Origin of the sequence: Streptomyces sp. NBC_00440 (genome assembly GCF_036014215.1) — a bacterium.
Lineage (GTDB): Bacteria > Actinomycetota > Actinomycetes > Streptomycetales > Streptomycetaceae > Streptomyces.
Window position 1 is genome coordinate 7,912,339 of the sequence record NZ_CP107921.1, and the last position, 21,864, is coordinate 7,934,202.

Here is a 21,864-nt window from a genome sequence, read left to right on the forward strand (position 1 = left end):
CTCCCGAACCCTCGATGGGACGGATCCGATGGACGTCGATACACCCGCCTCAGCCGGCCGGCGGGCCGGCTCGTCGCTCGACACCGCGCAGCTCAACAAATTCCACGTCAAACTCGCGCTGGTCTCTTCCGGAGGGCCGTTCCTCGACGGCTACATCCTCGGCATCATCGGCATCGCCATGGTGCAGATACAGACCCAGTGGAGAATGAGCATCCTCTGGTCCGGACTGATCGGAGCATCCGCACTGATCGGTGTCTTCGTCGGCGGAGCGGTGTTCGGAGCGGTCACCGACCGCATCGGGCGCAAGTTGATGTTCATGATCGACCTGATCGCCATCATCGTCTGCTCCGTACTGCAGTTCTTCGTCACCAACGAGATCGAACTCTTCGTGCTGCGGCTGCTCATCGGGATCGCCGTCGGCGCGGACTACCCGATCGCCACCTCCCTGGTGACCGAGTTCGCCCCCAAGGCATGGCGCGCGAAACTCCTCGGCGGGCTGAACGCCATGTGGTTCGTGGGCGCGACGGTCGCCGCGTTCGTCGGGTACGTCCTGCTGAGCTCGCCCGACGGCTGGAAGTGGATGCTGGCGTCGTCGGCGATTCCCGCAGCCGTCATCGTCTGCGCACGGGCCCGCATCCCGGAGTCCCCCCGCTGGCTGCACAGCAAGGGCCGTACGCAGGAGGCCGTCGACGTACTCCGGCAGACCGTGGCCGAACACGCCACGCTCGCAGACCTCCCCGAGGAAGAGGGCGCCGTCCCGATGCGCGCTCTGCTGACCGGCGGCTATCTGAAACGCGTCGTCTTCATCTCGGTCTTCTGGACCTGCACCATCGTCACCCTCTTCGCCATCTACGCCTTCGGGCCACAGGTACTCGCGCTGTTCAACCTGAACGGCGGCGACGAGGCGAATCTCGGCTACGGCCTGATCAACCTGTTCTTCCTGATCGGCAATGTCGTGGCCCTTCTGCTCGTCGACAGGCTGGGCCGCCGCCCCGTCCTCATCGGAGGGTTCGCGGTCTCCGCGCTCGGCCTGCTCTACCTGGCGGTCGAACCGGACTCCGGTCTGTGGATGGTCGCGTTCGCGTTCGCGGTGTACGCGGTTTTCAACGGCGGGCCGTCGATCCTCGAATGGATCTATCCCAACGAACTGTTCCCCACCGAGGTCCGCGCCACCGCGGTCGGTCTGTGTACGGGGATCAGCCGGATCGGCTCGGCCATCGGCACCTTCGCCACTCCATGGTCCCTGGCCTCGCTCGGACTGAGCGCCACGATGTACATCGCGGCGGGCATCGCGCTCGTCGGCGCTCTCGTCAGCTTCTTCATGGCGCCGGAGACCAAGAACAAGGACCTGCACGTGACGTCTGCCCTGACGTGACGCAACCGGCCTCTCGGTGAGGCTACTTGGCGGATGCTTTCCCCGAACGCGGAGGACCGGAACGCGGGGGATCGGAGAGCGGGGGAGGGGTCCAGCGGTTGGTGCGGGACGCAGTCGAGGTGACGCCGTACTCGGCCTTGAGCTGCTCCGGGATGGCGTACTGCATGACGCGGCCGCGGGTCAGGGAGCTGAGTTCCAGGTTGGTGGTCAGACCGCCGAGGCGGTCCAGTGCCCAAGCGGCCAGCGGTGAGTTGTCCTCAAGGCGTTCGAGGACGCCCAGCAGGACCGGGGCGGTCTGGATGGCGGAGTCCCAGGCCGGCGAGCGGGGTACGTCGAGCCAGTCGGCGGCCGTGTCCCCGATGAGGTACCGGATCAGCGCGGAGACCACGGGGTCGAACACGGTGCCCGGGACGACTTCTTCGTAGAGGTCGATCAACTGGCGGGTCAGCCGGGCACCGTCCTCGGAGGGGCCCATGTGCCGGGTCATGTACAGATCGGAGAACTGCCGCGCGCTCTCCAGGTCGGCCGGCATGTGTTCGAGGCCGATGCCGAGCATCGATCCGACCACGCGCCAGGCGTAGTAGTACGACTGTGCGCCGTCGGCCGACATATGGATGCCGAGCCGGTGCAGGGCGTCCAGGACCTGGATGGAGAACATCATCTGGCCGCCGATCATGTCCTCAAGACAGATCGGCACACCCCGCTTCGCCACGTCCCAGCGGTTCTCGCGGCGCAGATGGTGGCGGATGGAGGCATGGAGCAGGCGGACCTTCTGCGCGGCCGGGATGAAGCGGCTGCCGGCTTCGAAGGCGTCGGGGCGCATCAGGTAGACGGTGAACTGGCCGGTCTCGGCCATCCGCCGGGAGGGATACGCCAGGGCGTGGGTGGCACTGAGGAGTTCGGCGATGTGCGGGACGACGTAGCAGGCGGGCATCGCCGCGAAGGACAGTGCGGTGGAGATGTGCACGTTGTTGTCGATGAAGAACAGCCGGGCCTTCTCCATCTCGCCCCAGTCCACCCATGACGGGGGTGCGCTGGTGGCCCGCAGATACTCGCGGGCCACGTCGGGCAGTCCGTCGGGCAGGTCCTGGCCCGCCTCGGAGAACCAGCGCATGAGGGTGTTGAACTGACCGACCTCACCCCGTTCGAAGAGGGTGGCCACCGTTGCGTCCGCGAGCTCGTCACCCACCTCCCGCAGGGCGTCCATGGACTGGCTCGTGTAGGGCACGGGCTTCTCTCCTCGCGTGGTCACGACTGACGAGTGACGGCTGAACCCACCAGACCGGTGAGCGCCGCGGCGGCGGGGGCCGACAGGTCCGCACGGTCGACCGCCGTGGTGGCGGCCCGCACACGGGCGGCGATCAGTTCCTCGATCCGCCCGACAGCTCCGGTGCGCCGCATGATCTCCCGTACCTGGTCGAGGCCCTCCTGACCGAGGGTGCGGCGGCCGAGCAGCCCGCGCAGCACCTTGCGCTCGGCGGCGGTGGCGGAGGTCCAGGTCACCGCCAGCAGAGTGGTGGGCTTGTGGCCCACGAGGTCGTCGGCGTTCGACTTGCCCGTCGCGCCGGGATCGCCGAAGATCCCGAGCAGGTCGTCGCGCAGCTGGAACGCTTCCCCCAGCGGAAGCCCGTAGGCGCTGAACACCTCGATCAGAGCCGCGCGGCCGCCGCCCAGACGCCCCCCGATGTGCAACGGGTGCTCCACGGTGTACTTGGCCGTCTTGTACCGGATGACCTGAAGCGAACTCTGGGCGTGCGGACGGGATCCGGTGCGCAGGATCTCCAGCGCCTCGCCCGCCACGAGCTCACGGGCGAGGGCCGCCCACATCGGGCGCGCACGGGCCAGATACGCGGCGGGCAGACCGCACGACGTGAACAGCTGCCCGGCCCACGACATCAGCAGATCCCCGGTCAGCATGGCCAGCGCCCGGCCACCGGCCTGACGCCCCGCACGGCCGGTGAGCGCCCCCTGCAGCGCGATGTGGGCGGCGGGGACTCCCCGCCGGACAGGACTGTTGTCGATGATGTCGTCGTGGACGACGGCGGCCGCATGGACCAGCTCCATGGCGGCCGCGGCCCTGACCATCTCGTCGCAGTCCGGCTGCCCCGCCGCCCGCCAGCCCCAGTAGCAGAAGGCGGCCCGCAGCCGCTTTCCGTCCGATGTGACCGCACGCAACTGGTCTGCGACAGGGGTCAGTTGCTCGTCGACAGCGATCAGCTCCAGGATCTCCTGGTCCACGAACGACGTGAGTTCCCTGTCGACCCGGGCCTTGAACGCATCGCGTTCGCGCCCGTCGTCAGTCATCGCTCGCATCGAGACGGACGGCGGCACGGCGGGCCAGCAGCTCAAGATGGGGTTCCGGCACGGCGGTGTACCGCTGGACCGCCAGCCGGCCGCGTACCTTCAGGTCCTCCTCGCCGTCCTGGGCCATTTCGACAAGGTCGGACCGCCCCAGGATTGCCCGTACACCGCGCAGGGCCGATGCCGCACCACTCACTGCCAGATCGACTGCTCCGGCGACCAGATACGCCGCCTCCGCCCCACGGTCGGTACCTTTCGAAGCACTGTCGTCACCAGACACCAACGCGTCCTCTTCCCCACCCCAGCACCGGCCCGGGACCCGGCCGACGGCCCACACCATGTGGACCTCCAGGTTCCCGGTCCGGCCGAGCCACCGGGGGCACACCGCTCCCCGACCACCTGATGGAGTGACCGATCGGGCGGAACGGGCCCGCATGTCCCCACGGCTGCTACGGCGGCTGGAGCCGACGGTGAAGCCGGGGTGCCCCAGCGGGCTCAGCGGACCAGTACGCCCCGTGAATAGATGCAGTCGGCACTCTTTCGGCACTGCTTCGGCACAGCCGCCGTCTAGCGTCGGGACGTACGGCTTCGGCAGCAGCGCCACGCTCGTACACACCCGAACCGGCGAAGCAGCGTCTGACGCGTCGATCCGTGGCAGGCGGGCCCTCAAGTCAGGACCAGTGCATGTCATCAACCGAGATCACGGTGGCGGTACACGGCGGCGACCCCTTGTCCCGGGCCGGCCTCATCAGCCACTTGGCACACCAGGACGGTGTAACGGTGCTCGTGCAGACCGGCTCCACCCCGGAGCAGCGCCCCGAGGACGTAGCCGTGGCCCTCCTGAACCAGATGGACGCGACGGCCTCCAAACAGCTGCGCAAGCTGGTCGTGGACCGCAAGCAGCGGGTCGTCCTCGTGGTGGACGAACTGGACGAGGCCCAGCTGGAGATGGTGCTGGAAGCCGGGGTGCCCGCCATCGTGTGGCGCCACCAGGCGACTGCCGAGCGGCTGGTCAAGGCCATCCGGGCGGTGGGCAGGGGCGAGGGCGAGGTGCCCGGCGACCTGCTGCGCAGGCTTCTCGTCCAACTGGGGCGCACGCGCCGCGGTTCGGGTTCGGGACCCGGTCCCACCGTCAGCCCGACCGCCCGGGAGATCGCCGTCCTGAAGCTCGTGGCGAAGGGGATGGAGACCAGGGAGATCGCGGCGCACCTCTGCTACTCCGAGCGCACCGTCAAAGGCGTCCTGCACGACGTCATGGTCCGACTTCACCTGAAGAACCGGGCGCACGCTGTCGCCTTCGCCATGCGCGAGGGGTATCTCTAGAGCGGTGACAGCGGTGACAGCGGTGACAGCGGTGACAGCGGTGACAGCGGTGACAGCGGTGACAGCGGCGGCCTGCGGGGCCCGGGGGACGGACGCGTCAGCCCGGCCGCCCGCACAGCTTGTCGCGGAGCTGCTCCGCGTCGGGGTGGCCGAGCCGGGTCAGGATCGTCAGCGCCCTCTCCCACGCCTCGGCCGCGCCGGACCCGTTGCCCTGGGCGTCGAGGGCGTCGCCGATATGGATCAGTGTGCCGGCCTGCAACGAGAGGTCGTTGACGCTCTCGTACGTGTGCAGGGCGCGCCGGAAGCTGTCGAGGGCGTCGGAGAACCGGCCCAGACCGTGCTGGGCGAACCCCAGGCTGTCCCAGGCCGCGGCTTCCCCGTTCATGTCGCCGATGCGGTGGTGCATGGTGATCGCCCGCCTGCACAGCAGGAGGGAGAGGTCGTGCCGGCCAAGGAGGCTGTACGTCCGTCCGGTCTCGTTGAAGACGCTGGCCTGGCCGCTGAGATGGCGGGTCGAGCGGTAGAGGGCGAGCGCCTGCTGATAGTGGTGCAGGGCGAGGTCGTGGTCGTCGCCGGCGTTGGCGCGGAGGGCGAGAAGACGGTGCGTGCGGGCCCGTCCGTCGTCCTCGCCCAGCTCCGTGAAGAGGGCGAGCGCCCGTCTCAGATGGAGTTGTGCCTCCTCCTCACCGGCGAGTCGTGCGTGGCCGAGACCGAGCGCGCAGTGGGCGTGGGCCTGACCGAGCCGGTCGCCGGTCCGTTCGGCCACGTCCAGCGCGATCCGCTGGATGCCGAGCTGGTCCTGCCGGCGCCCCCGCCGGTCGAGGTAGAGGTCGAGGGTCTGGGCCAGCTGCCAGGTGTGGAGCGGCAGGTCACCGCAGGCCGTCTGCTCCACCAGGAGCAGCAGCACGGGCAGCTCGGTGTCGAGCCAGGCGGCGGCCCGCTCCCGCTGCCCGATCGGTTCCAGCGTGGTGCCGGGCTGCGGCGGAGCCAGGTCGATGTGTTCGATCCGGTGCGGGTCGAGGGTCGTCGCGGCGGAGCGGGCGGAGTGCAGGTAGAAGTCGGCCATCCGGCGGCGTGCGGCGTGCCGGGCCGTCGCGTCGTCGCCGCGGGAGAGCTCGTCGGCGTAGGCGTGGACCAGGTCATGGAATCCGTAGCGGTGCGTTGCTGACCCGTTCAGCAGGTGCGCCCGGACCAGCTCAGCGAGCAGCTCCCCGGTCTTCCCGACCGGCAGACCGGCCAGATTCGCCGCCGCCAGCACGGAGAACGAGGGACCGGGGTGGACCGGGAGCAGCCGGAAGAGCTGTGCCGCCTCGGCGCTGAGGTTGTCGCAGGACCAGGAGAAGACCGAGCGGATGTCGGTTCTGGGGTCGGCGTCGGTGAGGGCGTCGAGGTTGATGCGGCGGCCGCCCAGCTCGGCAGCCACGGACGCCAGGGGGAGACCGGGGCGGGTGGCGGCGCGTGCGGCCACCACGGCCAGGGCCAGGGGGAGACTGCCGCACAGCCGGATGATCGTGTCCGTGGCCTGCGGCTCGTCCATGACGCGGCGCCCGCCGAGCCGCCGTACCAGCGCCTCCCTGGCCTCGTCCGCGGAGAGCGGGCCGAGGACGAGGGGATGGGCGCCCTCGGTGGCGACGAGACTCTGGAGGAAGCTCCGGCTCGTCACGATGACCAGGCTGTCGGACCCGCCCGGCAGCAGAGGGCGCACATGCTGCGGGGAACGGGCGTTGTCCAGGACGATCAGTATGCGCCGCTCGGCCAGCAGACTGCGGTAGAGGGCGGTCTGCTCGTCCACGCCGACCGGCACGCGCCACGCCGGGACGCCGAGTGCGTGCAGGAAGGACCGCAGGGCCTCACCCGCCGTGCTCACGAGATCGGCCGGGGCGAAACCCCGCAGATCGACGTACAGCTGACCGTCCGGGTAGCGGTGGGCGATCCGGTGGGCCACATGCAGGGCAAGGCTGGTCTTGCCGACGCCTGCCATCCCGCTGATCGCGCTGATCACCACCGATGCGGGGCGGCCCGCCCCGGGGACGTCGGGCACCAGCGCGAGGACGCTGTCGATCTCCGGCTGCCGGCCGGTGAACCCTCCGGTCAGCGCGGGGAGTTGACGGGGCCGGACCACCGGTACCGGCGTCGGCCGCGCCGCCGGTGCGCTCATGCTCACCCGGAGCCGGTCACGTCGCGCGCTGTCCACGAGGGGACCCGTGCGGGCACCCGGCACGCGAGCACTCGTGCGGGCACCCGGGCCCGTCCGGCCGCGGAGCACCTGCGCGTGGGCCTGGCGGAGCGCGGGCCCCGGGTCGATGCCCAACTGGTCGGCGAGCCGCCTCCGGACCTGGCGGTAGAGCTCCAGGGCCTCGGCCTGTCTGCCGGTGCGGGCCAGTACGGAGATCAGCCTCGCCTGGAGCTCCTCCTCCAGTGGGTTCTGTTCGGCCGCCTGCTGGAGGGGGATGCGCAGGCGCCCCGCGGCGTCCGCCTCCAGCGCGATGTCCGCGGCGGTCGTGACGGCGTCGAGATACTCGCGGTCGACCGCGGCGAACGCGGGCAGAGCCTGTACCCCGGCCGGGATTCCGGTCGCCACCTGGCCGCTTCGCAGCGCGAGCGCCTGGACCAGCAACTCCACCGCTGCCTCCGGCGCGCCCCCGGCGTACGCCTGGCGGGCGTTTGCAGTGAGTTCGCGAAAGCGCAGCAGGTCGAGTGATGAGGCATCGACCGGCAGCCGGTAGGTGGTGGAGCTGCGCAGGATCTCACTCCCCGTCCCCCCGTTCGGGGGGTCCCCTGCCAATGTCTTTCTGAGCCCGCCCACATGCCGGTGCACCACATTGGTCGCGCTCTTCGGCGGCTGCTCGCCCCAGAGGGCGTCCACGATCTCCGGCATGTCGACCGGGCGGCCCGCCCGTACCAGCAACAGGGCGAGGAGCGCGCGCTGTTTGGGTGGACCCAGCTCCAGCTCGTTGCTGTCGCGCCATGCCCTGAGCGGCCCTAACAGTTCGAATCTCACAGTCTGTGATTCTACGCATACACTCTCGCGAGCCGGTCGGTGATCGTTGGTGATGGCTGTTCCGCGAACACTCAACTCGCCGTCCGGGAAGCCGATTCCACCTCCCCGGCAGGCGCCCTGCCCACTTGCTCACGCCGTGAATCCGGCTGTTTGAAGCCGAATTGGCCGTGGGGGCGGCCGGATATGGTCCTCGTTGGGTAATGCTTTCGAGCCGACGCGCGACACGCCCGGCGACGTGAATCCGGAAGCTCCCCAAGATGTTTGCGACAGCTGTTTGCGATAGCGCATCGCCTGTGCGGGCCGGCCAAGCGTGCTCCGTGTGGGGCGAGGTGCGGGGTGCCCGGCCCTGCGGGCAAGGGCGTCCGGCAACACGTACCGGGCGCTGCCCGAAAGACCGACCAGTGGGACATGCCGCCGGGGCCGTCCACGTACGAGACTCATGGTGGCGGGTTACCCGTTCCCCCGGTACGAACGAGAGGTGGCGCCCATGACGCTCCGTATCACCAAGAGGTTCGAGTTCTCCGCGAGCCATCAGCTCTCCGGCCTCGCGGAGGGACACCAGTGTTCCCGGCTGCACGGTCACAACTACGTGGTCGAACTGGAACTCTCGGCAAAGAAAGCGGATCTGACGCCGACGGGTTTCGTGCGCGACTACGGCGACCTCGCGGCGTTCAAGCAGTGGATCGACAAGACCGTCGACCACCGTCACCTGAACGACATCGTCAAGGGGAACCCGACGGCCGAGCAACTCGCCATGTGGCTCTACGACCAGTGGTCGGGTGATCTTCCGGAGCTGACCGCGGTGAGCGTCTCGGAGACCCCCAAGACCTGGGCCGAGTACCGCCCCGCTCCGGCCTCCTGACGGGCCTCGTGCGGGCAACTGCCGGAGACCGACGGTGAAGGAGGTGGTGCCCTGTGGAATCCGGACTCGTGGTGAACGAGATGTTCGGCCCCACTTGAGACTGTCCAGGGCGAAGGGCGTTCGCTCGGACGGAGGTGTGCGTTCCTGCGGCTCGGTGGCTGCAATCTGTCGTGCCGGTGGTGCGACACCCCGTACACCTGGGACTGGCAGGGGAAGAGCGATACGGGAATCGCCTACGACCCCAAGAAGGAACTGCACAGATCGGCCGTTCCCGACGTCGCGGAGACATTGCTGGCCTTCGGGGTCGGCCTCATCGTCGTCTCGGGCGGTGAACCACTCAGCCAGCAGGCCCGGCTGGTGCCGCTGATCGACATCCTGACCGGGCACGGCATCGAGATCGAATTCGAGACGAACGGGACCCGGGTGCCGGATCCGCGGCTCATCAGGGCCGGCGTGCGCTTCAACGTCTCGCCGAAGCTGTCCCACTCCGGTGACCCGGAGCGGGCCCGGATCGTCCCGACGGCCCTGCGGCGGTTCGCGACGCTTCCGGAGGCGACGTTCAAGTTCGTCTGCCGCACCGAGGCGGACCTCGACGAGGTCGCGGAGCTGGTCTCGGCCATGGGGATCACCTCGGTGTGGATCATGCCGGAAGGCCAGGACCCCCAGCACGTCAGCCGGCACATGCAGGATCTGGCCGCTTCGGTGATCGAGCGCGGCTGGAACATCACTACGCGGCTACACACCCTGTTGTGGGGTCAGAAAAGAGGCGTTTGACCGTGCCTGTGCATATGCGGACCTCTGGCGAACTCACCGGCCTCGACACCGTGACGGAAGAAGACCCGCTGATCGCTCTGGGCAGACAGCTGTTGAAGGAGATCGGGGAGGACCCCGACCGGGACGGACTGCGGGACACCCCCCAGCGCTTCGCCCGCTGGTGGCGCGAGTTCGTCGACTACGAACCGGGCTCGACCGGCACCGTGTTCGAGGCAGTGACGGCGAGCCAGCTGGTCGTGGTCTCCGACATCCAGGTGTGGTCGCTGTGCGAACACCACCTGCTTCCCTTCAACTGCTCCGTGACCATCGCCTACCGGCCGACGGGCCGGCTGCTCGGCCTGTCGAAGTTCGCCCGCGTCGCCCATCGGCACGCACACCGGCTCCAGGTGCAGGAGCGGCTCGTGACGGACATCGCCGAGGAGGTGGCCGACCTCACCGGCACACCGGACGTCGCCGTGCTCGGCAAGGGCGAGCATCTGTGCATGACGATGCGGGGCATCAAGGCCAGCGCCCTGATGACCTCCACGGCGTTCCTCGGTGTCTTCGGCACCGACACGACGCTGCGGGCCGAACTCATGTCCCTCGTGCGGCTCTGACCGTCTCCTTGGCCCACAGCGGTGCCGGTATCGCACACCGGCACCGCCCGGGTGCCGCTCCGCCGACACGGTCTTCAGGGCCGCCACCCTGCACCCCGGCCACCGGAGACCGGAGCGGGCTGACGGGCCGAGCACTCAGGCACCGTGAACCGAAGGAGGACCGCACATGACCGCACCGCCGACCGCCGCCTCGCTCGGCTGGGAGGACGGCGCCCTGATCGCTGTCGACCAGCGCACACTGCCCCACGTATGCCGGACGCTCCGGCTGACCACGGTCGACCAGGTGGTGGAAGCCGTCCGGACTCTGGCGATCCGCGGTGCTCCGGCGATCGCGCTCGCCGGTGCCTTCGGCGTCGCGCTGTCCGCGGCTGCCCATGCCTCCCCGGCCGGGGAGGCATGGGCAGGTGGTGAGCGGGTCCGTGCGGACGCCGAACGCCTCGTGAGCACCGGACCCACCGCCGTCCACCTCGCGCGGGGCGTGCGGCGGGCTCTCGGCCGGCTCGGCGAAGGGCCCGGTGCCGTCCTGGCCGAGGCGCAGTCCATGCTGGCCGAGTACGCCGCCACCAACCGCATGTTGACCCGCCGCGCGGCGGACCTCGTCGAGTCGCTGCTGCCCGAGAGGCCGTTGAGGATCCTGACGCACAGCGACACGGGCCGGTTCGCCACCGGCGCCGTCGGCACCGCGCTGGGCACCATCCTCGAACTGGCCGCCCGCAGAAGGGTGGAGGAGGTCCTGGTCGGCGAGACCCGCCCTCTGCTGCAGGGGTCCCGGCTGACGGCCTGGGAACTGGGCGAGGCCGGGGTGCCGTACCGCGTCGTCGTCGACGCCGCCGTGCCCGCCCTGATGAGCCGCGCGATGGTGGACTGCGTCCTGGTGGGCGCGGACCGTATCGCCGTGAACGGCGACACAGCCAACAGGACCGGCACCTACGGGCTCGCCGTCGCCGCCGCCCACCACGACATCCCGTTCCTGGTGGTCGCGCCGGAGTGCACCTGGGACCCCGGCCTGCCCGACGGCGCGGGAATCGTCGTGGAGGAACGCGACGCCCAGGAGGTCACCCACTTCGAAGGGACCCTGGTCGCACCGCCCGGCGCCGCCGTGCACAATCCGGCGTTCGACGTGACGCCCGCCCCGCTGATCACCGCGTTGGTCTCGGAGAGCGCCACCCACTGGCCACGGCGCGACAAACCCCCGGCACGCCACACCGCCCGGGGGAAGGGAGCGGCAGCGCGGGACATCGAGGCACTTCTGACCATCGTGCCGGACCACCCCCTGCCGGGCCTCGCGGTGCGCGACATGGTCCGGCTCTACGCGGAACCCGGCATGCTGGGGCGACTGGCCGCACGCGTAGCCCGCGAATGCCACGGACCCATCGACCGCATCCTCGCCGTCGAAGCCCGGGGGTTCCTCCTCGGGGCCGCGCTCGCCGCCCGCACCGGCAGCCCCCTCACCCTGGCACGCAGAGCGGGCAGACTCCCCGGCCCCGTCCACGAGACCCCGAACGCGCTGACGTACGGCACGAGTCGGCTCCAGGTGCAGAAGGGAGCCCTGATCCCCGGCGAACGGGTGCTCTGCGTCGACGACGTGCTCGCCACCGGAGGCACCCTCCTGGCCGCCGCGCGGCTCGTCGCCATGAGCGGTGCACGGGTCCAGCAGTGCGTCGCGCTCGTCGAGTTGCGAGGCCTCGGCGGGCGCGAGCGGCTGGCCGGGCATCCGCTGCTGACCCTGTGCGAACTGACTGCGTGAAGGACGACCCCTGACCTGGACGGCGGTCGGACCCGGGTCAGTCCCTGCGGGCGTGCAGCAGGAACCAGTGACGGGCCAGATGCACGCCTCTGCTCTCCGACGCGCCGGATACGTAGGCGTCGAACAGCTTCCTGTCGCTGTCCCGGTCGTAGTCCTCGAAGATCGGCACCGACTCCAGGAACCTGCTCAGCTCGCCGGGGGAGTGGAAGTACTCGTCGTAGAAGAACGTCCGCTCCCGGACGACCGTGAACCCCGCCCGTTCCAGGCGTTCCCGTTCCTCCTGCACGACGGGCCGGCCCTCCCAGCGCCCGTACAACTGGCCGCGCCCGAAGACCGTCTTGAGCGGCCGCACGTCCTGCTCGCCGATGCCGAGATGGACCAGGGTGCCCCCGCTCGTCAGGACGCGCGCGAACTCCTCGGGGAACAGCGGGCCGCGCCGCGAGGTGACGACGTCGAACGAGCCGTCGGCGAAACCCGTGCGGCTCGCGTCCCGCAGGGCGAGGGCGACCTGCCCGGCGCCACTCGCCTCCAGGTGCCCGGCCGCCGCCTCCAGCATGTCCGCCGAGAGGTCGATCGCCGTCACCTCCCCGAACCGGGGGGCGATCGACAGGAGGTTGCGGCCGTCCGCGCACCCGACGTCCAGCAGCCGTGCGCCGGGTCCGCCGGCGCCCACGGCGGCCCTGTCGAACCACTCCTCCGGGTCACCGTCGGGGAACACAGTCGTCCGCCTGGCACCGCTGGAGTAGCCGCCGAACTTGGTGGCCACCTTCGAGTAGAACTCAGGATCCATCGTTCAGGTTCCTTCCCTCAAGTGCCCAGGGGGCGGGCAGGAATCCATCCTGGCGAGCGGCTTGGCCCCTGGCGACGGTCGACGGGCCGTTCCTCCCTCCCTGGCCGCTGAGCCGGGAGAACGCCCCCTTGCCCGTACGGACACCGTGTTCCGTACGGGCGGACCGCAGCCTGCCTGCGCGGCCGGGCGGGCGCCCGGCCGCAGGTCGGCCCACCAGCACCTCCACCAGGGGCTCGTGCGGACGGCACCATCCGGTGTGGCCCCCGCTCGGGGGACGGCGACCCACGGAGGAGATCCCGCATGACGCATGAGGCAGCCCCGGCAGTACTGCTCGTCGACCCGGTCCGCTACGGAGCGGGCTACAAGGACGCCGTCCGCGAACTGGGCTTCACCGTGCTGTCGGTCTACACGCTCGACTACAGCACCGGAACACCGGACCATGACGCGGGCGACGACGTGACCCTCTACGCCTCCGAACGTGCCGGCATCGTCAGCAAGGTCGAGGCCACGGGGCTCTCCGTCGTGGCGGTCGTCCCGGCCGTCGAGGGGTCCGTCTACGTGGCCGACCTGCTCTCCCAGGACCTGGGGGTGCCCGGCAACGACCACGGCCTCGCCTGGGCACGCAGGAACAAGGCGGCGATGAGGGCCCGCGCCGTCGAGGCCGGTGTGACGGTGCCCCGCTTCCAGCTCGTACGGAGCGTCGCCGAGCTCCCCGAAGCGGTCCGCGCCATCGGTTTCCCCGCCATCGTCAAACCCACCATGGGTTCGTGCTCGCAGGGCACCACCGTCGTCTCGGACGAGCCGTCCCTGAGCAGGCTCGCCGCGCTCGACACCCACGACTTCTTCGGGCAGCCCATCACGGAGTGGCTGGTGGAGGAGTACGTACGCGGCCGCGAGGTGGCCGTCAACTGCTACAGCGCGGACGGCGGGCACCGTGTGGTGGACATGTGGGAGTACCGCCAACCGGACGGCCGCGACTACGACTTCCCCGTCTGGGAGACCTTGCAGCTCGACGAGAGCCACCCCCAGTGGGAACGGCTCCAGAGCTACGTCCACCAGGTGCTCGACGCCTACGGTGTGGCGATCGGGCCCAGCCACACCGAGGTCAAGTTCAACCACGAAGGCGTCTACCTCATGGAGATCGGCGCCCGCCAACCCGGCGGCCCCGCCATGGAGTTGTGGTCGCGCTACAGCGAGGACATCCACCCCTTCCGGGACTCCGTGGAGTGCTATCTCGGCCGGCGTCCCTCCCTGATGGACGCACGGCCCCGCTTCTCGGCGGCGCTGGGCTCACTCATCCTCCGCAATGACGACGCGCCGGGCCGGCTCGTCGCGGTGCACGGTCTGGACAAGCTCGCGGACGTGCCGGGCATCGACAAGCTCATGGTCGACTGCGCCCCCGGTGACCTGATCCCCACCACCAGGGACAGCACGGCCATCCCGCTCAGTGCCTACGTCGTCGGACCGGACCCGGCCACGGTCCTGGGCACGCTGGCCACCATCAGGTCGCTGGTCACCCTGGAGATCGACCGCGCCTCCGGGGCGAACTGACGTGATACCGCTGCCGCCCGGCACGCAGCACACGGGCGGCAGCGGTACGTCCACGGGCGGTCTCAGCCGGCCGCGGAGAGCAGGTCGGCCCGCGCACCCAGCTTCTCCAGAATCGCGTGCCGGGACACCACGGAGCCGCGCCCCGCCCCACCACCGGCCGGCGGCGCCAGCGGCTCCACGAGCGTCTCGGGGTCCGACTCGTAGAAGAAGACCAGCGACGTCAGCTCCTCGTCCGGGGCCTGCGCGCTCGGCCCGAGCACCCGGTGACGCAGCGCCCGCCACCGCCCGTCCGTCCACAGCTCCATCAGGTCACCGAGGTTGACGAGGAAGGCGTCCGGGTCGTAAGGAGGCGCGAACCAGCCCTCGGCCTCGTTCCACGCCTGCAGACCGCCCACGCCCTGCTGACGGCTGAGCAGGGTGAACGTGCCCAGGTCGGTGTGGGGGCCGTTGCGGAGCTGGCCGTCGGCCACCCCGCCGACGGCGTTCAGCGAGGGATACCAGCTGAGGTTCTGCGTCCACGTCGAGTGCCGGGCCCGCGATGTGAAGAAGTCCCCGGGCAGGCCGAGAACGGCGGCCAGCAGCGCGTTGATCTCCTCGGCGAGCCGGACCATGTGCGCGGTGTAGGCATCCGCCGCGGCCTTCAGCGACGGCAGTTCCCCGGGCCAGCGGTTGGCCGGGTAGTACAGCCGGTCCAGCGCGCTGGCGCCCTGCCCCTGCCCCGGCCCCGGCCCCAGATAGAACGACTCGTGCAGATCGGGAGCGTCCACGTCCGGCCCATCGCCGGGGGAGTGCTCGACGCCGACGCCGCCCGCGGGATGCATTTCGAGCCAGCCGCTGTCATAGGCCGCCCGGATGCCGTACTGGGACTTGACCGAACGCGGCAGGTCGAAGAACGCCCTTGCCTGGGTACGCAGTTCCGTCATCAGGCGCCGGGGGACACCGTGCCCCCTCATGAGGAACGCACCCGTGCTCCGCAGGGCCGCATCCAGGACGGAGGTGATCTCCGCCTTCCCCGCCACTCCGGCGTGCCGCCACTGCGTGATGTCCACGGTCGGAATGCTCGTACTCACAGGATCTGCTCCTTCGGGGGGAGTGCCGGTGCGGTGGGACGGCTCAGGACGGCCGACCGTGGTGTGCGGGGGAGGACCGCGGCGACGGACGCGCCGAGGATGTGGAGCCCCTCGTCCAGCTCCTCGTCGCTCACGGTCAGCGGCGGAAGCAGCTTGACGACCTGCCCGGCCGCCCCGGATGTCTCCACCAGCAGCCCCCTGTCGAAGGCCGCCGCGCACACCTTGGCCGCGGTGTGGTCATCGGCCCCGCCCGTGACGGGGAAGGCGAGGCCCGCCGCGAGCCCGCGGCCCTTCACCCGGAGACCGGCACGAGGATGTGCGCCGGCGATCTCCGCCAGCGTGGTCGACACACGTTCCCCCGCGGCGCGCACCGACTTCTCCAGATTCCCCAGGGCGCCCCGTCCGCTCCAGTAGGTCCGCAGCGCCGCGGCCCCGGTCACGAACGCCGGGCTGACACCGCGGAAGGTGCCGTTGTGGTCGCCCGGCTGCCACACGTCCAGCTCCGGTCTGACCAGGGTGAGCGCCAGCGGGAGGCCGTACCCCCCGATCGACTTCGACAGGCAGACCATGTCCGGCACGATGCCCGCGTCCTCGAAGCTGAAGAACGGGCCCGTACGCCCGCAGCCCATCTGGACGTCGTCCACGATCAGCAGGACACCCTGCCGCCCGCAGACCGCGGCGAGTTCGCGCAGCCACGGCAATCCGGCCACCGCGAGCCCGCCTTCCCCCTGTACGGTCTCGACGATCACCGCACCCGGCTTGTCGAGCCCGCTCCCCGGGTCTGCGATCAGCTTCTCCAACTGCCCGAGCCCGCCTCCGGGTTCCGACAGATATCCGTCGTACGGGTGGGGCACCGTGTGGGTCAGCGGCACTCCGGCGGCCGCCCGCTTGGCCGCGTTGCCGCTCACCGCGAGCGCGCCCAGCGTCATGCCGTGGAAGGAGTTCGTGAAACTCACGACCGTGGGCCGACCGGTGACCTTGCGGGCCAGCTTCAGCGCCGCCTCCACGGCATTGGCGCCGCCGGGCCCCGGGAACACCACCCGGTAGTCCAGTCCGCGCGGATCGAGGACGGTCTCCCGCAGCGCCTCCAGGAAGCCGCGCCGGGCGACGGTGAACATGTCGAGGGCGTGCGTGACGCCGTCGGCGGCGATGTAGGCGAGCAGGGCTTCCTTGAGGACCGGGTTGTTGTGGCCGTAGTTGAGAGCCCCGGCGCCTGCGAAGAAGTCGAGATAGCCACGTCCGCCCTCGGAGTACAGACGGCTTCCGGCCGCCCGGTCGAACACCACGGGCCAGGACCTGCTGTAGCTGCGTACACCGGATTCCAGAGCGTCGAAAATGGTCACTTCACGATCCGTTCTACGAACCAACGAGTTCTATCGGGCGTACCGAGTGGGGTCCTCGACGCCGGCGGTGATGAACGCCTCGCGCCGCTCGGCGCAGGCCGCGCACCGGCCGCAGTGCACCTCCTCGCCACGGAAGCACGTCCAGGTTTCGTCCCACGGCACCTTCAGCCCGGCGCCCAGCGTGATCACCTCGCTCTTGTGCAACTCGGCGAGGGGGGCGATCAGATCGAGGTCGGGGTGGCCGTGCCCACGGGTCGCGATCCGCTCCATCGCGACGAAGGCGCGAAGGAACTCCAGTGACGTGTCGGAGGGACCGATGTCGTCCGCCATCACACCGAACGCGACCACCGGGGCGTTCTCGACGACCGCCACTGCGAACGCCACCGACAGCAGTACCGCGTTGCGGTTCGGCACGATGTTGGGATTGCTCCGGTGCGGTCCGGTGTCCGGGGGCACGGCCACCGCGGGGTCGGTCAGCGATGAGCCGCGGAACACCCCACGGACACCGCTCAGGTCCGCCTCCTCGTAGGGCGCGCCGAGCCGCTCGGCCGCCAGCCGGGCGAACTCCAGCTCTTTCCGGTGGCGTTGGCCGTAGTCCACGGCCAGCACATGTGGCTGATGGCCCTCGGCACTCAAGTGGTGCGCCATCGTGACGGAGTCGATCCCGCCGGACACCACCGCGATCACCTTGCTCAACTGCCCGTCCCCTGCCTCGTCCGCCTCGTCGCGGACGGACCCGTACAGTCCGCCGCTCGTCCGTGCTGACGTACAGAGGAATCATGGGGACACGGCCCTGGTGAGAGCCATGTCCTGCCGGACGAACCAGGGACCGGACGGGCGCCCTCCCGGCGGCGGTGCACGGACCGCTCGTACGGTCCGTGCACGGCCGCCGCAGCCGTCTCCCGGTGGGCCAGGCCCGGGTAGCGCAGGCGGCGGCCCTACTGGAGCGGCCCGGCCCCCGGTCGGCCGAATCCGGAGGACTCCCGTGTCCCGGTCACGTAGCCCGCCACCCGGTCCAGCCGGTGACGAGAACCTCCACCACCTCACCGGCCGGCGGTCGTCCCGCGTACTGCTGCGGGTATTTCTCGGAGAGCAGCGCCGCGTAGCGCGCCGCTTCGGCGGACCGCTCGGCCGGCGGAAGGACTCGGGCCTGCCCGTCCGCGCGGGCCCACCACAGCTGGTCCCAGTCCTCCCGGTACTCGTCGGTGAGCAGGCAGACGTCCGGATTGGCACGGATGTTGGCCAGCCGTTTGAGACGGGGCGACCGTTTGGGCTTGTGGTCGACGGCCATGACCAGGGTCTCGCCGGTCACCGCGAAGACCACCGGCACCAGGTGCGGGCGCCCGGCCGCGTCAGCGGTCGCCAGGCGGGCGACCCGGCACGCCGCGAACCGCTCACGCGCCTGGGACCGGCTCAGGCGTGGCATCAGCGGAAGCGCGCCGCGACTTCGGCCAGCCGGTCGAGCTGTGCCAGGGCGGCGGGCTCCGGCTCGGACGGCAGGTAGAACAGCACCCGCTCCACATCGAGTTCCGCGTACTTCTCGATCGCTTCGGGGGTGTCGGGCACCGCGTAGACCGTCACCGGGACCGCACGGCCCGCCGCGGCCCGTACCTCCTCGATCTGCGACCGCAGTGTCTCGGGCGGGACGCTGTTGGCGAGCCAGGCGTCGCCGAGTTCGGCGACCCGGGGGAAGGCGCCCTTTCCCCCGCCGACGTAGATGGGCGGGTGCGGCCGCTGCACGGGCTTGGGCCACGAGTAGACGGGATCGAAATCGACGAACGTGCCGTGGAACTCGGCTTTCTCCTTCGTCCACAGCTCGACGATCGCGCGCAGCCGCTCGTCGACGAGCCGGCCCCGGGTGGCGGCGTCGGTGCCGTGGTTGGCCATCTCCTCACGGTTCCAGCCGACGCCGACACCGAAGACGGCCCGGCCCCCGGAGATCAGGTCGAGCGAGGCGATGCCCTTGGCGGTGTGGATCGGGTCGCGCTGCGAGACCAGGGCGATGCCGGTCCCCACCAGCAGACGCTCGGTGACGGTGGCGGCCGCGGTGAGTGCCACGAACGGGTCGAGCGTGCGGTAGTAAATGTCGGGGAGGTCGCCGCCGCCGGGGTACGGCGAGCGGCGGTCGACGGGGATGTGGCTGTGCTCGGCGATGAACAGCGAGTCGAGACCACGCTCCTCAATGGCCCGCCCGAGGGGAGCCGGCCGGATGCTCAGGTCGGTGATAAAGGTGGAGATCCCGAACTTCATACGGCTCCTTCGTCGCTGGTTTCCCGCCGGGCTCCGGCTCATCGGCCCGGTCGGGCGCAGTCGGGCACTGCTGGTGGGCCCGGCCGGCTGTCCATTCTCCGGGCCGGTGAAGGACGGCAGGCATACGGCGCGCCGGTCCCGGGAGCCGTCGACGCGCTTGGCGGCAACCAGTACACACAACCGACAAGAAGCTGTGACACAAGAACCGGAATCCACAGCTGTCCACCGGTCGTTTGCAGCGACATGACTGTGGGAGTAGTACTCAACGCACCGGACGCCGCCAACCAGGTCGATGCCACCGTGCAGCTCGGCGGGGAAGCCGCGGCCGCCGGGCTGAGGTCCGCCTGGTTGGGGCAGACCTTTGGCGCGGACTCACCTCAGCTCGCAGCGATCGTCGGGCGTGAAGTACCGGGCCTGCACGTGGGCACGTCCGCCATCCCCGTCTTCGGACGCCACCCGCTTGTTGTCTCCAGCCAGGCCCAGACGGCGCAGGCGGCCACGCACGGCCGCTACCACCTCGGACTCGCACTGGGCACCAAGCTCCTCACCGAGGGCGGCTTCGGTATTCCGTTCACCCGGCCCGTCGCCCGGCTGCGTGAATTCCTCGTAGCCCTGCGCCAGTTGACCGAGACCGGCTCCGCGGACTTTCACGGTGAGCTGTTCACGGCGACCACCCCGGTCTCCGCCCGCGTGCCCGGAGCCGAGGGCGGCGTCCCCCTGCTCGTGGCCGCCATGGGACCGCAGGCGCTGCGTGCCAGCGGGGAGCTGGCGGACGGGATCCTGCCCTATCTCGCCGGGCCCCGGGCCCTGGCCGAACACATCGTCCCGGCCGTCACAGCCGCGGCGGAGGCCGCGGGCCGCCCGGCGCCACGGATCGTGGCGCTCGTGCCGGGTGTGGTGACCGACGACGTCGAAACCGTACGACAGAAGGCGGGCGGACAACTCGCGTTCTACGAACAGATTCCGTCGTACGCCCGCGCCATCGAGCTCTCCGGAGGCAAACGGGCCGTGGATGTGGCCGTGATCGGCAACGAAAAGACGGTCGCCGACGAGGTACGGCGCTACCGGGACGCCGGGGCGACGGAGGTGGTGTTCTCGGGAACGGAGATCGCAGGAGACGCCGCCAGGCGCCGCACCTGGACGCTCCTGGGAGAGCTGGCGCACGAAAGCCCCTAGTCGTCCCCACCTTCGTGATCGCTGCCCGCATCGCCTGCGCCGGTCTGGGTGTTGGCCGTACGGTCGACCTCCAGCCATGAGTCCGCGTGCGAGTTGTCCACTTCGACCGCGGCGATGTGGGTGGGCAGGATCAGGGAGGACACGAGCAACGGGCGCTCTGTTGCGGCAGTGGAGACCCCCTGGCCCCACGCGGCGCTGATGGCCAGGCCGGCGGCCACGGTGAGGACGCTCCGGAATCGCGTCGTCAGGGGTGCCTGGTACACATGTGACGTGTCCGGGCGATACGCATGGCGTGGTGCCCTCGTACGGGTGGGAACGGCGCGTGGGTCGCGACGGGGGTTCATGGTGTGGCGCTCCTCTCGGCCATCGCGACGACGCGGTGGCCGTCGGCAGTCATGGCTGGCCGGCGGGCGGCCGGGCGGAGTTGTCGGATGTGTACCCGCGGCCGACGGCCGCGGGTACCCGATCAGACACCCACGCGTGACGCCGAGTCGTGGTGGCGGCTGATGTTGCGCTCCAGCAGTTGTGTCGACTCCGGGACGCCGACGCTTCGTGGGCCGCTCATCTCGGGGAGCCGTCCTTGCGCCGCCTTGAGGCCTCGCATGGAGGCATCGATGGCCTCGTGAGCAGCGAAGAGGCACGGGGTGGAGTAGATCGCCACGTCGACGTCCAGCGCGTCCAACTCCGGGAGCGACAGGCGCGGTGACTTGCCGCCGGCGATCTGATTGAAGAGCAGCGGCTTGTCCCCGATGACGTCTCGGATGCGGCGGATCCACTCCACACTGCGTACACCGTCGACGAGCACCACGTCGGCGTCGGTCTTGGCCAGCGCGGCGGCGCGGTAGAGGATGTCGTCCTCCTCGACCGCGTCGGTACGGGCCACCACGACCATGTCACCGCGGCATTCCAGCACCATGTTGAGCTTGTCCAGGTACTCCTCGAACGGCAGGACCTGCTTGCCGTCGGCGTGCCCGCAGCGGCGGGGGCGCTTCTGATCCTCCAGGATCACGCCGGACGCGCCGGCCCGGTGCAGGCGCTGCACGACGTGGCAGGCGACTTCCGGGTCCACATACCCGTCGTCGATGTCGACGAGGAGGTGCCGGCCCGGGAAGGCCAGCCGCAGCCGCTCCACGAACGCGACCATGTCCGGCCAGGCGATGTATCCGATGTCGGGAAGACCGTAGTGCGAAGCCGCAAAACCGAATCCCGAGACGAAGAACCCGTCGTAGTGTTCGGCGGCGACAGATGCCGAATACATGTCGTAGATACCGATGAGTGGTGTGGTGCCGGGCGCGGAGATCTCCTCGCGCAGCGCTGGTCCATAACGCATCGAACCTCCAAGGTTCCGATGTCGGAAGGGCGAGTTCGCCCTTCGCTTGACTCGGAATTTACAGACATTTGAAGTTCTGCTGGTAGGTCTCAGGACGCTCTCCTCGGGTGGAAAGAGGTATGGGCTTCCCTTTGCGTATCTGGGCAGAATCGTTTCGACATGAGAGCCGTTCGGATGACTCGGAAAGAATTCCGACCCGGGGGTGTCTGGGCGTGTTGGGTGCCGGACACGGGTGAAGCGCCGTGGAGAGCCTGAGGCTCGGAGTGGGGGATTCGCCGGTTCCCATGCAGTCACGTTTTCGATGCCGGTGGCCGGGTCATCTCGCGCGCCGGAGCCTTGCCGGCCGGACGGCAGCGCTTCCGCCCACCGGCCGGG

General features: G+C 70.2%; 20 protein-coding genes. 8 read left to right on the top strand and 12 right to left on the bottom strand.

Annotation, left to right across the window (positions count from 1 at the left end; genetic code table 11):
- Window positions 1–28 precede the first annotated feature (28 nt).
- Entirely contained in the window at window positions 29–1,375 is a 1,347-nt protein-coding gene (locus OHB13_RS35100) for an MFS transporter (protein ID WP_328379857.1), read from the top strand.
- Between the two features lie 22 nt (window positions 1,376–1,397).
- Here OHB13_RS35100 and OHB13_RS35105 read toward each other — a convergent pair whose 3' ends face one another.
- The 3 genes from OHB13_RS35105 to OHB13_RS35115 are packed head-to-tail and all read right to left on the bottom strand — an operon-like array spanning window position 1,398 to window position 3,956.
- Window positions 1,398–2,603, bottom strand: a complete 1,206-nt coding sequence (locus OHB13_RS35105; RefSeq protein ID WP_328379858.1) for an oxygenase MpaB family protein — start codon at window positions 2,601–2,603, stop codon at window positions 1,398–1,400.
- Between the two features lie 20 nt (window positions 2,604–2,623).
- Complete coding sequence (locus tag OHB13_RS35110; protein WP_328379859.1) at window positions 2,624–3,679, bottom strand: polyprenyl synthetase family protein; 1,056 nt, start codon at window positions 3,677–3,679, stop codon at window positions 2,624–2,626.
- A complete protein-coding gene (locus tag OHB13_RS35115) occupies window positions 3,672–3,956 on the bottom strand; it encodes a polyprenyl synthetase (RefSeq protein ID WP_328379860.1) in 285 nt (94 codons plus the stop codon). Before OHB13_RS35115 ends, OHB13_RS35110 begins: the two co-directional genes overlap by 8 nt.
- A 404-nt stretch (window positions 3,957–4,360) precedes the next feature.
- Between OHB13_RS35115 and OHB13_RS35120 the strand changes: the two genes are divergently transcribed.
- Window positions 4,361–4,999 carry a helix-turn-helix transcriptional regulator gene (locus OHB13_RS35120; RefSeq protein WP_266861760.1) on the top strand — a complete coding sequence of 213 codons (639 nt, stop codon included), beginning with the start codon at window positions 4,361–4,363 and terminating at the stop codon, window positions 4,997–4,999.
- Window positions 5,000–5,096: 97 nt separating this feature from the next.
- Here OHB13_RS35120 and OHB13_RS35125 read toward each other — a convergent pair whose 3' ends face one another.
- Window positions 5,097–8,000 carry an AfsR/SARP family transcriptional regulator gene (locus OHB13_RS35125; protein WP_328379861.1) on the bottom strand — a complete coding sequence of 968 codons (2,904 nt, stop codon included), beginning with the start codon at window positions 7,998–8,000 and terminating at the stop codon, window positions 5,097–5,099.
- Window positions 8,001–8,487: 487 nt separating this feature from the next.
- Here OHB13_RS35125 and OHB13_RS35130 point away from each other — a divergent pair, with 487 nt between their 5' ends.
- The 4 genes from OHB13_RS35130 to mtnA all read left to right on the top strand — a co-directional run bounded on the left by OHB13_RS35130 (window position 8,488) and on the right by mtnA (window position 11,979).
- A complete protein-coding gene (locus tag OHB13_RS35130) occupies window positions 8,488–8,862 on the top strand; it encodes a 6-pyruvoyl trahydropterin synthase family protein (protein WP_266861758.1) in 375 nt (124 codons plus the stop codon).
- A 165-nt stretch (window positions 8,863–9,027) separates the two neighbouring features.
- On the top strand, window positions 9,028–9,636 hold the full coding sequence (locus tag OHB13_RS35135; RefSeq protein ID WP_328380464.1) for a radical SAM protein: 609 nt from the start codon (window positions 9,028–9,030) through the stop codon (window positions 9,634–9,636).
- Window positions 9,637–9,650: 14 nt separating this feature from the next.
- Window positions 9,651–10,232 carry a GTP cyclohydrolase I gene (folE, locus tag OHB13_RS35140; RefSeq protein ID WP_266861757.1) on the top strand — a complete coding sequence of 194 codons (582 nt, stop codon included), beginning with the start codon at window positions 9,651–9,653 and terminating at the stop codon, window positions 10,230–10,232.
- Window positions 10,233–10,398: 166 nt separating this feature from the next.
- A complete protein-coding gene (mtnA, locus tag OHB13_RS35145; protein ID WP_328379862.1) occupies window positions 10,399–11,979 on the top strand; it encodes an S-methyl-5-thioribose-1-phosphate isomerase in 1,581 nt (526 codons plus the stop codon).
- Window positions 11,980–12,016: 37 nt separating this feature from the next.
- On the opposite strand, the gene OHB13_RS35150 is transcribed toward mtnA, so the two are convergent.
- Complete coding sequence (locus OHB13_RS35150; RefSeq protein ID WP_328379863.1) at window positions 12,017–12,769, bottom strand: class I SAM-dependent methyltransferase; 753 nt, start codon at window positions 12,767–12,769, stop codon at window positions 12,017–12,019.
- Window positions 12,770–13,069: 300 nt separating this feature from the next.
- Here OHB13_RS35150 and OHB13_RS35155 point away from each other — a divergent pair, with 300 nt between their 5' ends.
- Complete coding sequence (locus OHB13_RS35155) at window positions 13,070–14,320, top strand: ATP-grasp domain-containing protein (RefSeq protein WP_328379864.1); 1,251 nt, start codon at window positions 13,070–13,072, stop codon at window positions 14,318–14,320.
- A 62-nt stretch (window positions 14,321–14,382) separates the two neighbouring features.
- Here the strand turns inward: OHB13_RS35155 and OHB13_RS35160 are convergent, their stop codons facing one another.
- From OHB13_RS35160 to OHB13_RS35180, 5 genes are all read right to left on the bottom strand, one after another.
- Entirely contained in the window at window positions 14,383–15,390 is a 1,008-nt protein-coding gene (locus tag OHB13_RS35160; protein ID WP_328379865.1) for an isopenicillin N synthase family dioxygenase, read from the bottom strand.
- The gene (ectB, locus tag OHB13_RS35165) at window positions 15,387–16,733 is read right to left on the bottom strand and encodes a diaminobutyrate--2-oxoglutarate transaminase (protein WP_328379866.1); all 1,347 of its coding nucleotides are present in this window, start codon (window positions 16,731–16,733) and stop codon (window positions 15,387–15,389) included. Before ectB ends, OHB13_RS35160 begins: the two co-directional genes overlap by 4 nt.
- Before the next feature lie 30 nt (window positions 16,734–16,763).
- Entirely contained in the window at window positions 16,764–17,420 is a 657-nt protein-coding gene (locus OHB13_RS35170; protein WP_328380465.1) for a 7-cyano-7-deazaguanine synthase, read from the bottom strand.
- 307 nt (window positions 17,421–17,727) lie between these two features.
- A complete protein-coding gene (locus OHB13_RS35175; RefSeq protein WP_266861748.1) occupies window positions 17,728–18,159 on the bottom strand; it encodes a TIGR03668 family PPOX class F420-dependent oxidoreductase in 432 nt (143 codons plus the stop codon).
- A complete protein-coding gene (locus OHB13_RS35180) occupies window positions 18,159–18,983 on the bottom strand; it encodes an LLM class F420-dependent oxidoreductase (protein ID WP_328379867.1) in 825 nt (274 codons plus the stop codon). Before OHB13_RS35180 ends, OHB13_RS35175 begins: the two co-directional genes overlap by 1 nt.
- Window positions 18,984–19,226: 243 nt before the next feature.
- Here OHB13_RS35180 and OHB13_RS35185 point away from each other — a divergent pair, with 243 nt between their 5' ends.
- Window positions 19,227–20,159 (top strand): LLM class F420-dependent oxidoreductase, encoded by a 933-nt coding sequence (locus OHB13_RS35185; protein ID WP_328379868.1) that lies wholly within the window; start codon window positions 19,227–19,229, stop codon window positions 20,157–20,159.
- Here OHB13_RS35185 and OHB13_RS35190 read toward each other — a convergent pair.
- Together OHB13_RS35190 and OHB13_RS35195 are read right to left on the bottom strand one after the other, a co-directional pair.
- On the bottom strand, window positions 20,156–20,422 hold the full coding sequence (locus tag OHB13_RS35190; protein ID WP_266861742.1) for a hypothetical protein: 267 nt from the start codon (window positions 20,420–20,422) through the stop codon (window positions 20,156–20,158). The two genes, OHB13_RS35185 and OHB13_RS35190, sit on opposite strands and share 4 nt — an antisense overlap.
- Before the next feature lie 203 nt (window positions 20,423–20,625).
- Complete coding sequence (locus OHB13_RS35195; RefSeq protein ID WP_266861740.1) at window positions 20,626–21,489, bottom strand: isocitrate lyase/PEP mutase family protein; 864 nt, start codon at window positions 21,487–21,489, stop codon at window positions 20,626–20,628.
- Window positions 21,490–21,864 lie beyond the last annotated feature (375 nt).

Excerpts from the sequence above, each read along its gene's own strand:
- OHB13_RS35130 (WP_266861758.1), top strand. The coding sequence starts at position 8,488 with ATGACGCTCCGTATCACCAAGAGGTTCGAGTTCTCCGCGAGCCATCAG.
- OHB13_RS35110 (WP_328379859.1), bottom strand. The coding sequence starts at position 3,679 with ATGACTGACGACGGGCGCGAACGCGATGCGTTCAAGGCCCGGGTCGAC.
- OHB13_RS35185 (WP_328379868.1), top strand. The coding sequence starts at position 19,227 with ATGACTGTGGGAGTAGTACTCAACGCACCGGACGCCGCCAACCAGGTC.
- OHB13_RS35150 (WP_328379863.1), bottom strand. The coding sequence starts at position 12,769 with ATGGATCCTGAGTTCTACTCGAAGGTGGCCACCAAGTTCGGCGGCTAC.
- OHB13_RS35175 (WP_266861748.1), bottom strand. The coding sequence starts at position 18,159 with ATGCCACGCCTGAGCCGGTCCCAGGCGCGTGAGCGGTTCGCGGCGTGC.
- OHB13_RS35195 (WP_266861740.1), bottom strand. The coding sequence starts at position 21,489 with ATGCGTTATGGACCAGCGCTGCGCGAGGAGATCTCCGCGCCCGGCACC.
- mtnA (WP_328379862.1), top strand. The coding sequence starts at position 10,399 with ATGACCGCACCGCCGACCGCCGCCTCGCTCGGCTGGGAGGACGGCGCC.
- OHB13_RS35120 (WP_266861760.1), top strand. The coding sequence starts at position 4,361 with ATGTCATCAACCGAGATCACGGTGGCGGTACACGGCGGCGACCCCTTG.
- OHB13_RS35155 (WP_328379864.1), top strand. The coding sequence starts at position 13,070 with ATGACGCATGAGGCAGCCCCGGCAGTACTGCTCGTCGACCCGGTCCGC.
- OHB13_RS35180 (WP_328379867.1), bottom strand. The coding sequence starts at position 18,983 with ATGAAGTTCGGGATCTCCACCTTTATCACCGACCTGAGCATCCGGCCG.
- OHB13_RS35100 (WP_328379857.1), top strand. The coding sequence starts at position 29 with ATGGACGTCGATACACCCGCCTCAGCCGGCCGGCGGGCCGGCTCGTCG.
- folE (WP_266861757.1), top strand. The coding sequence starts at position 9,651 with ATGCGGACCTCTGGCGAACTCACCGGCCTCGACACCGTGACGGAAGAA.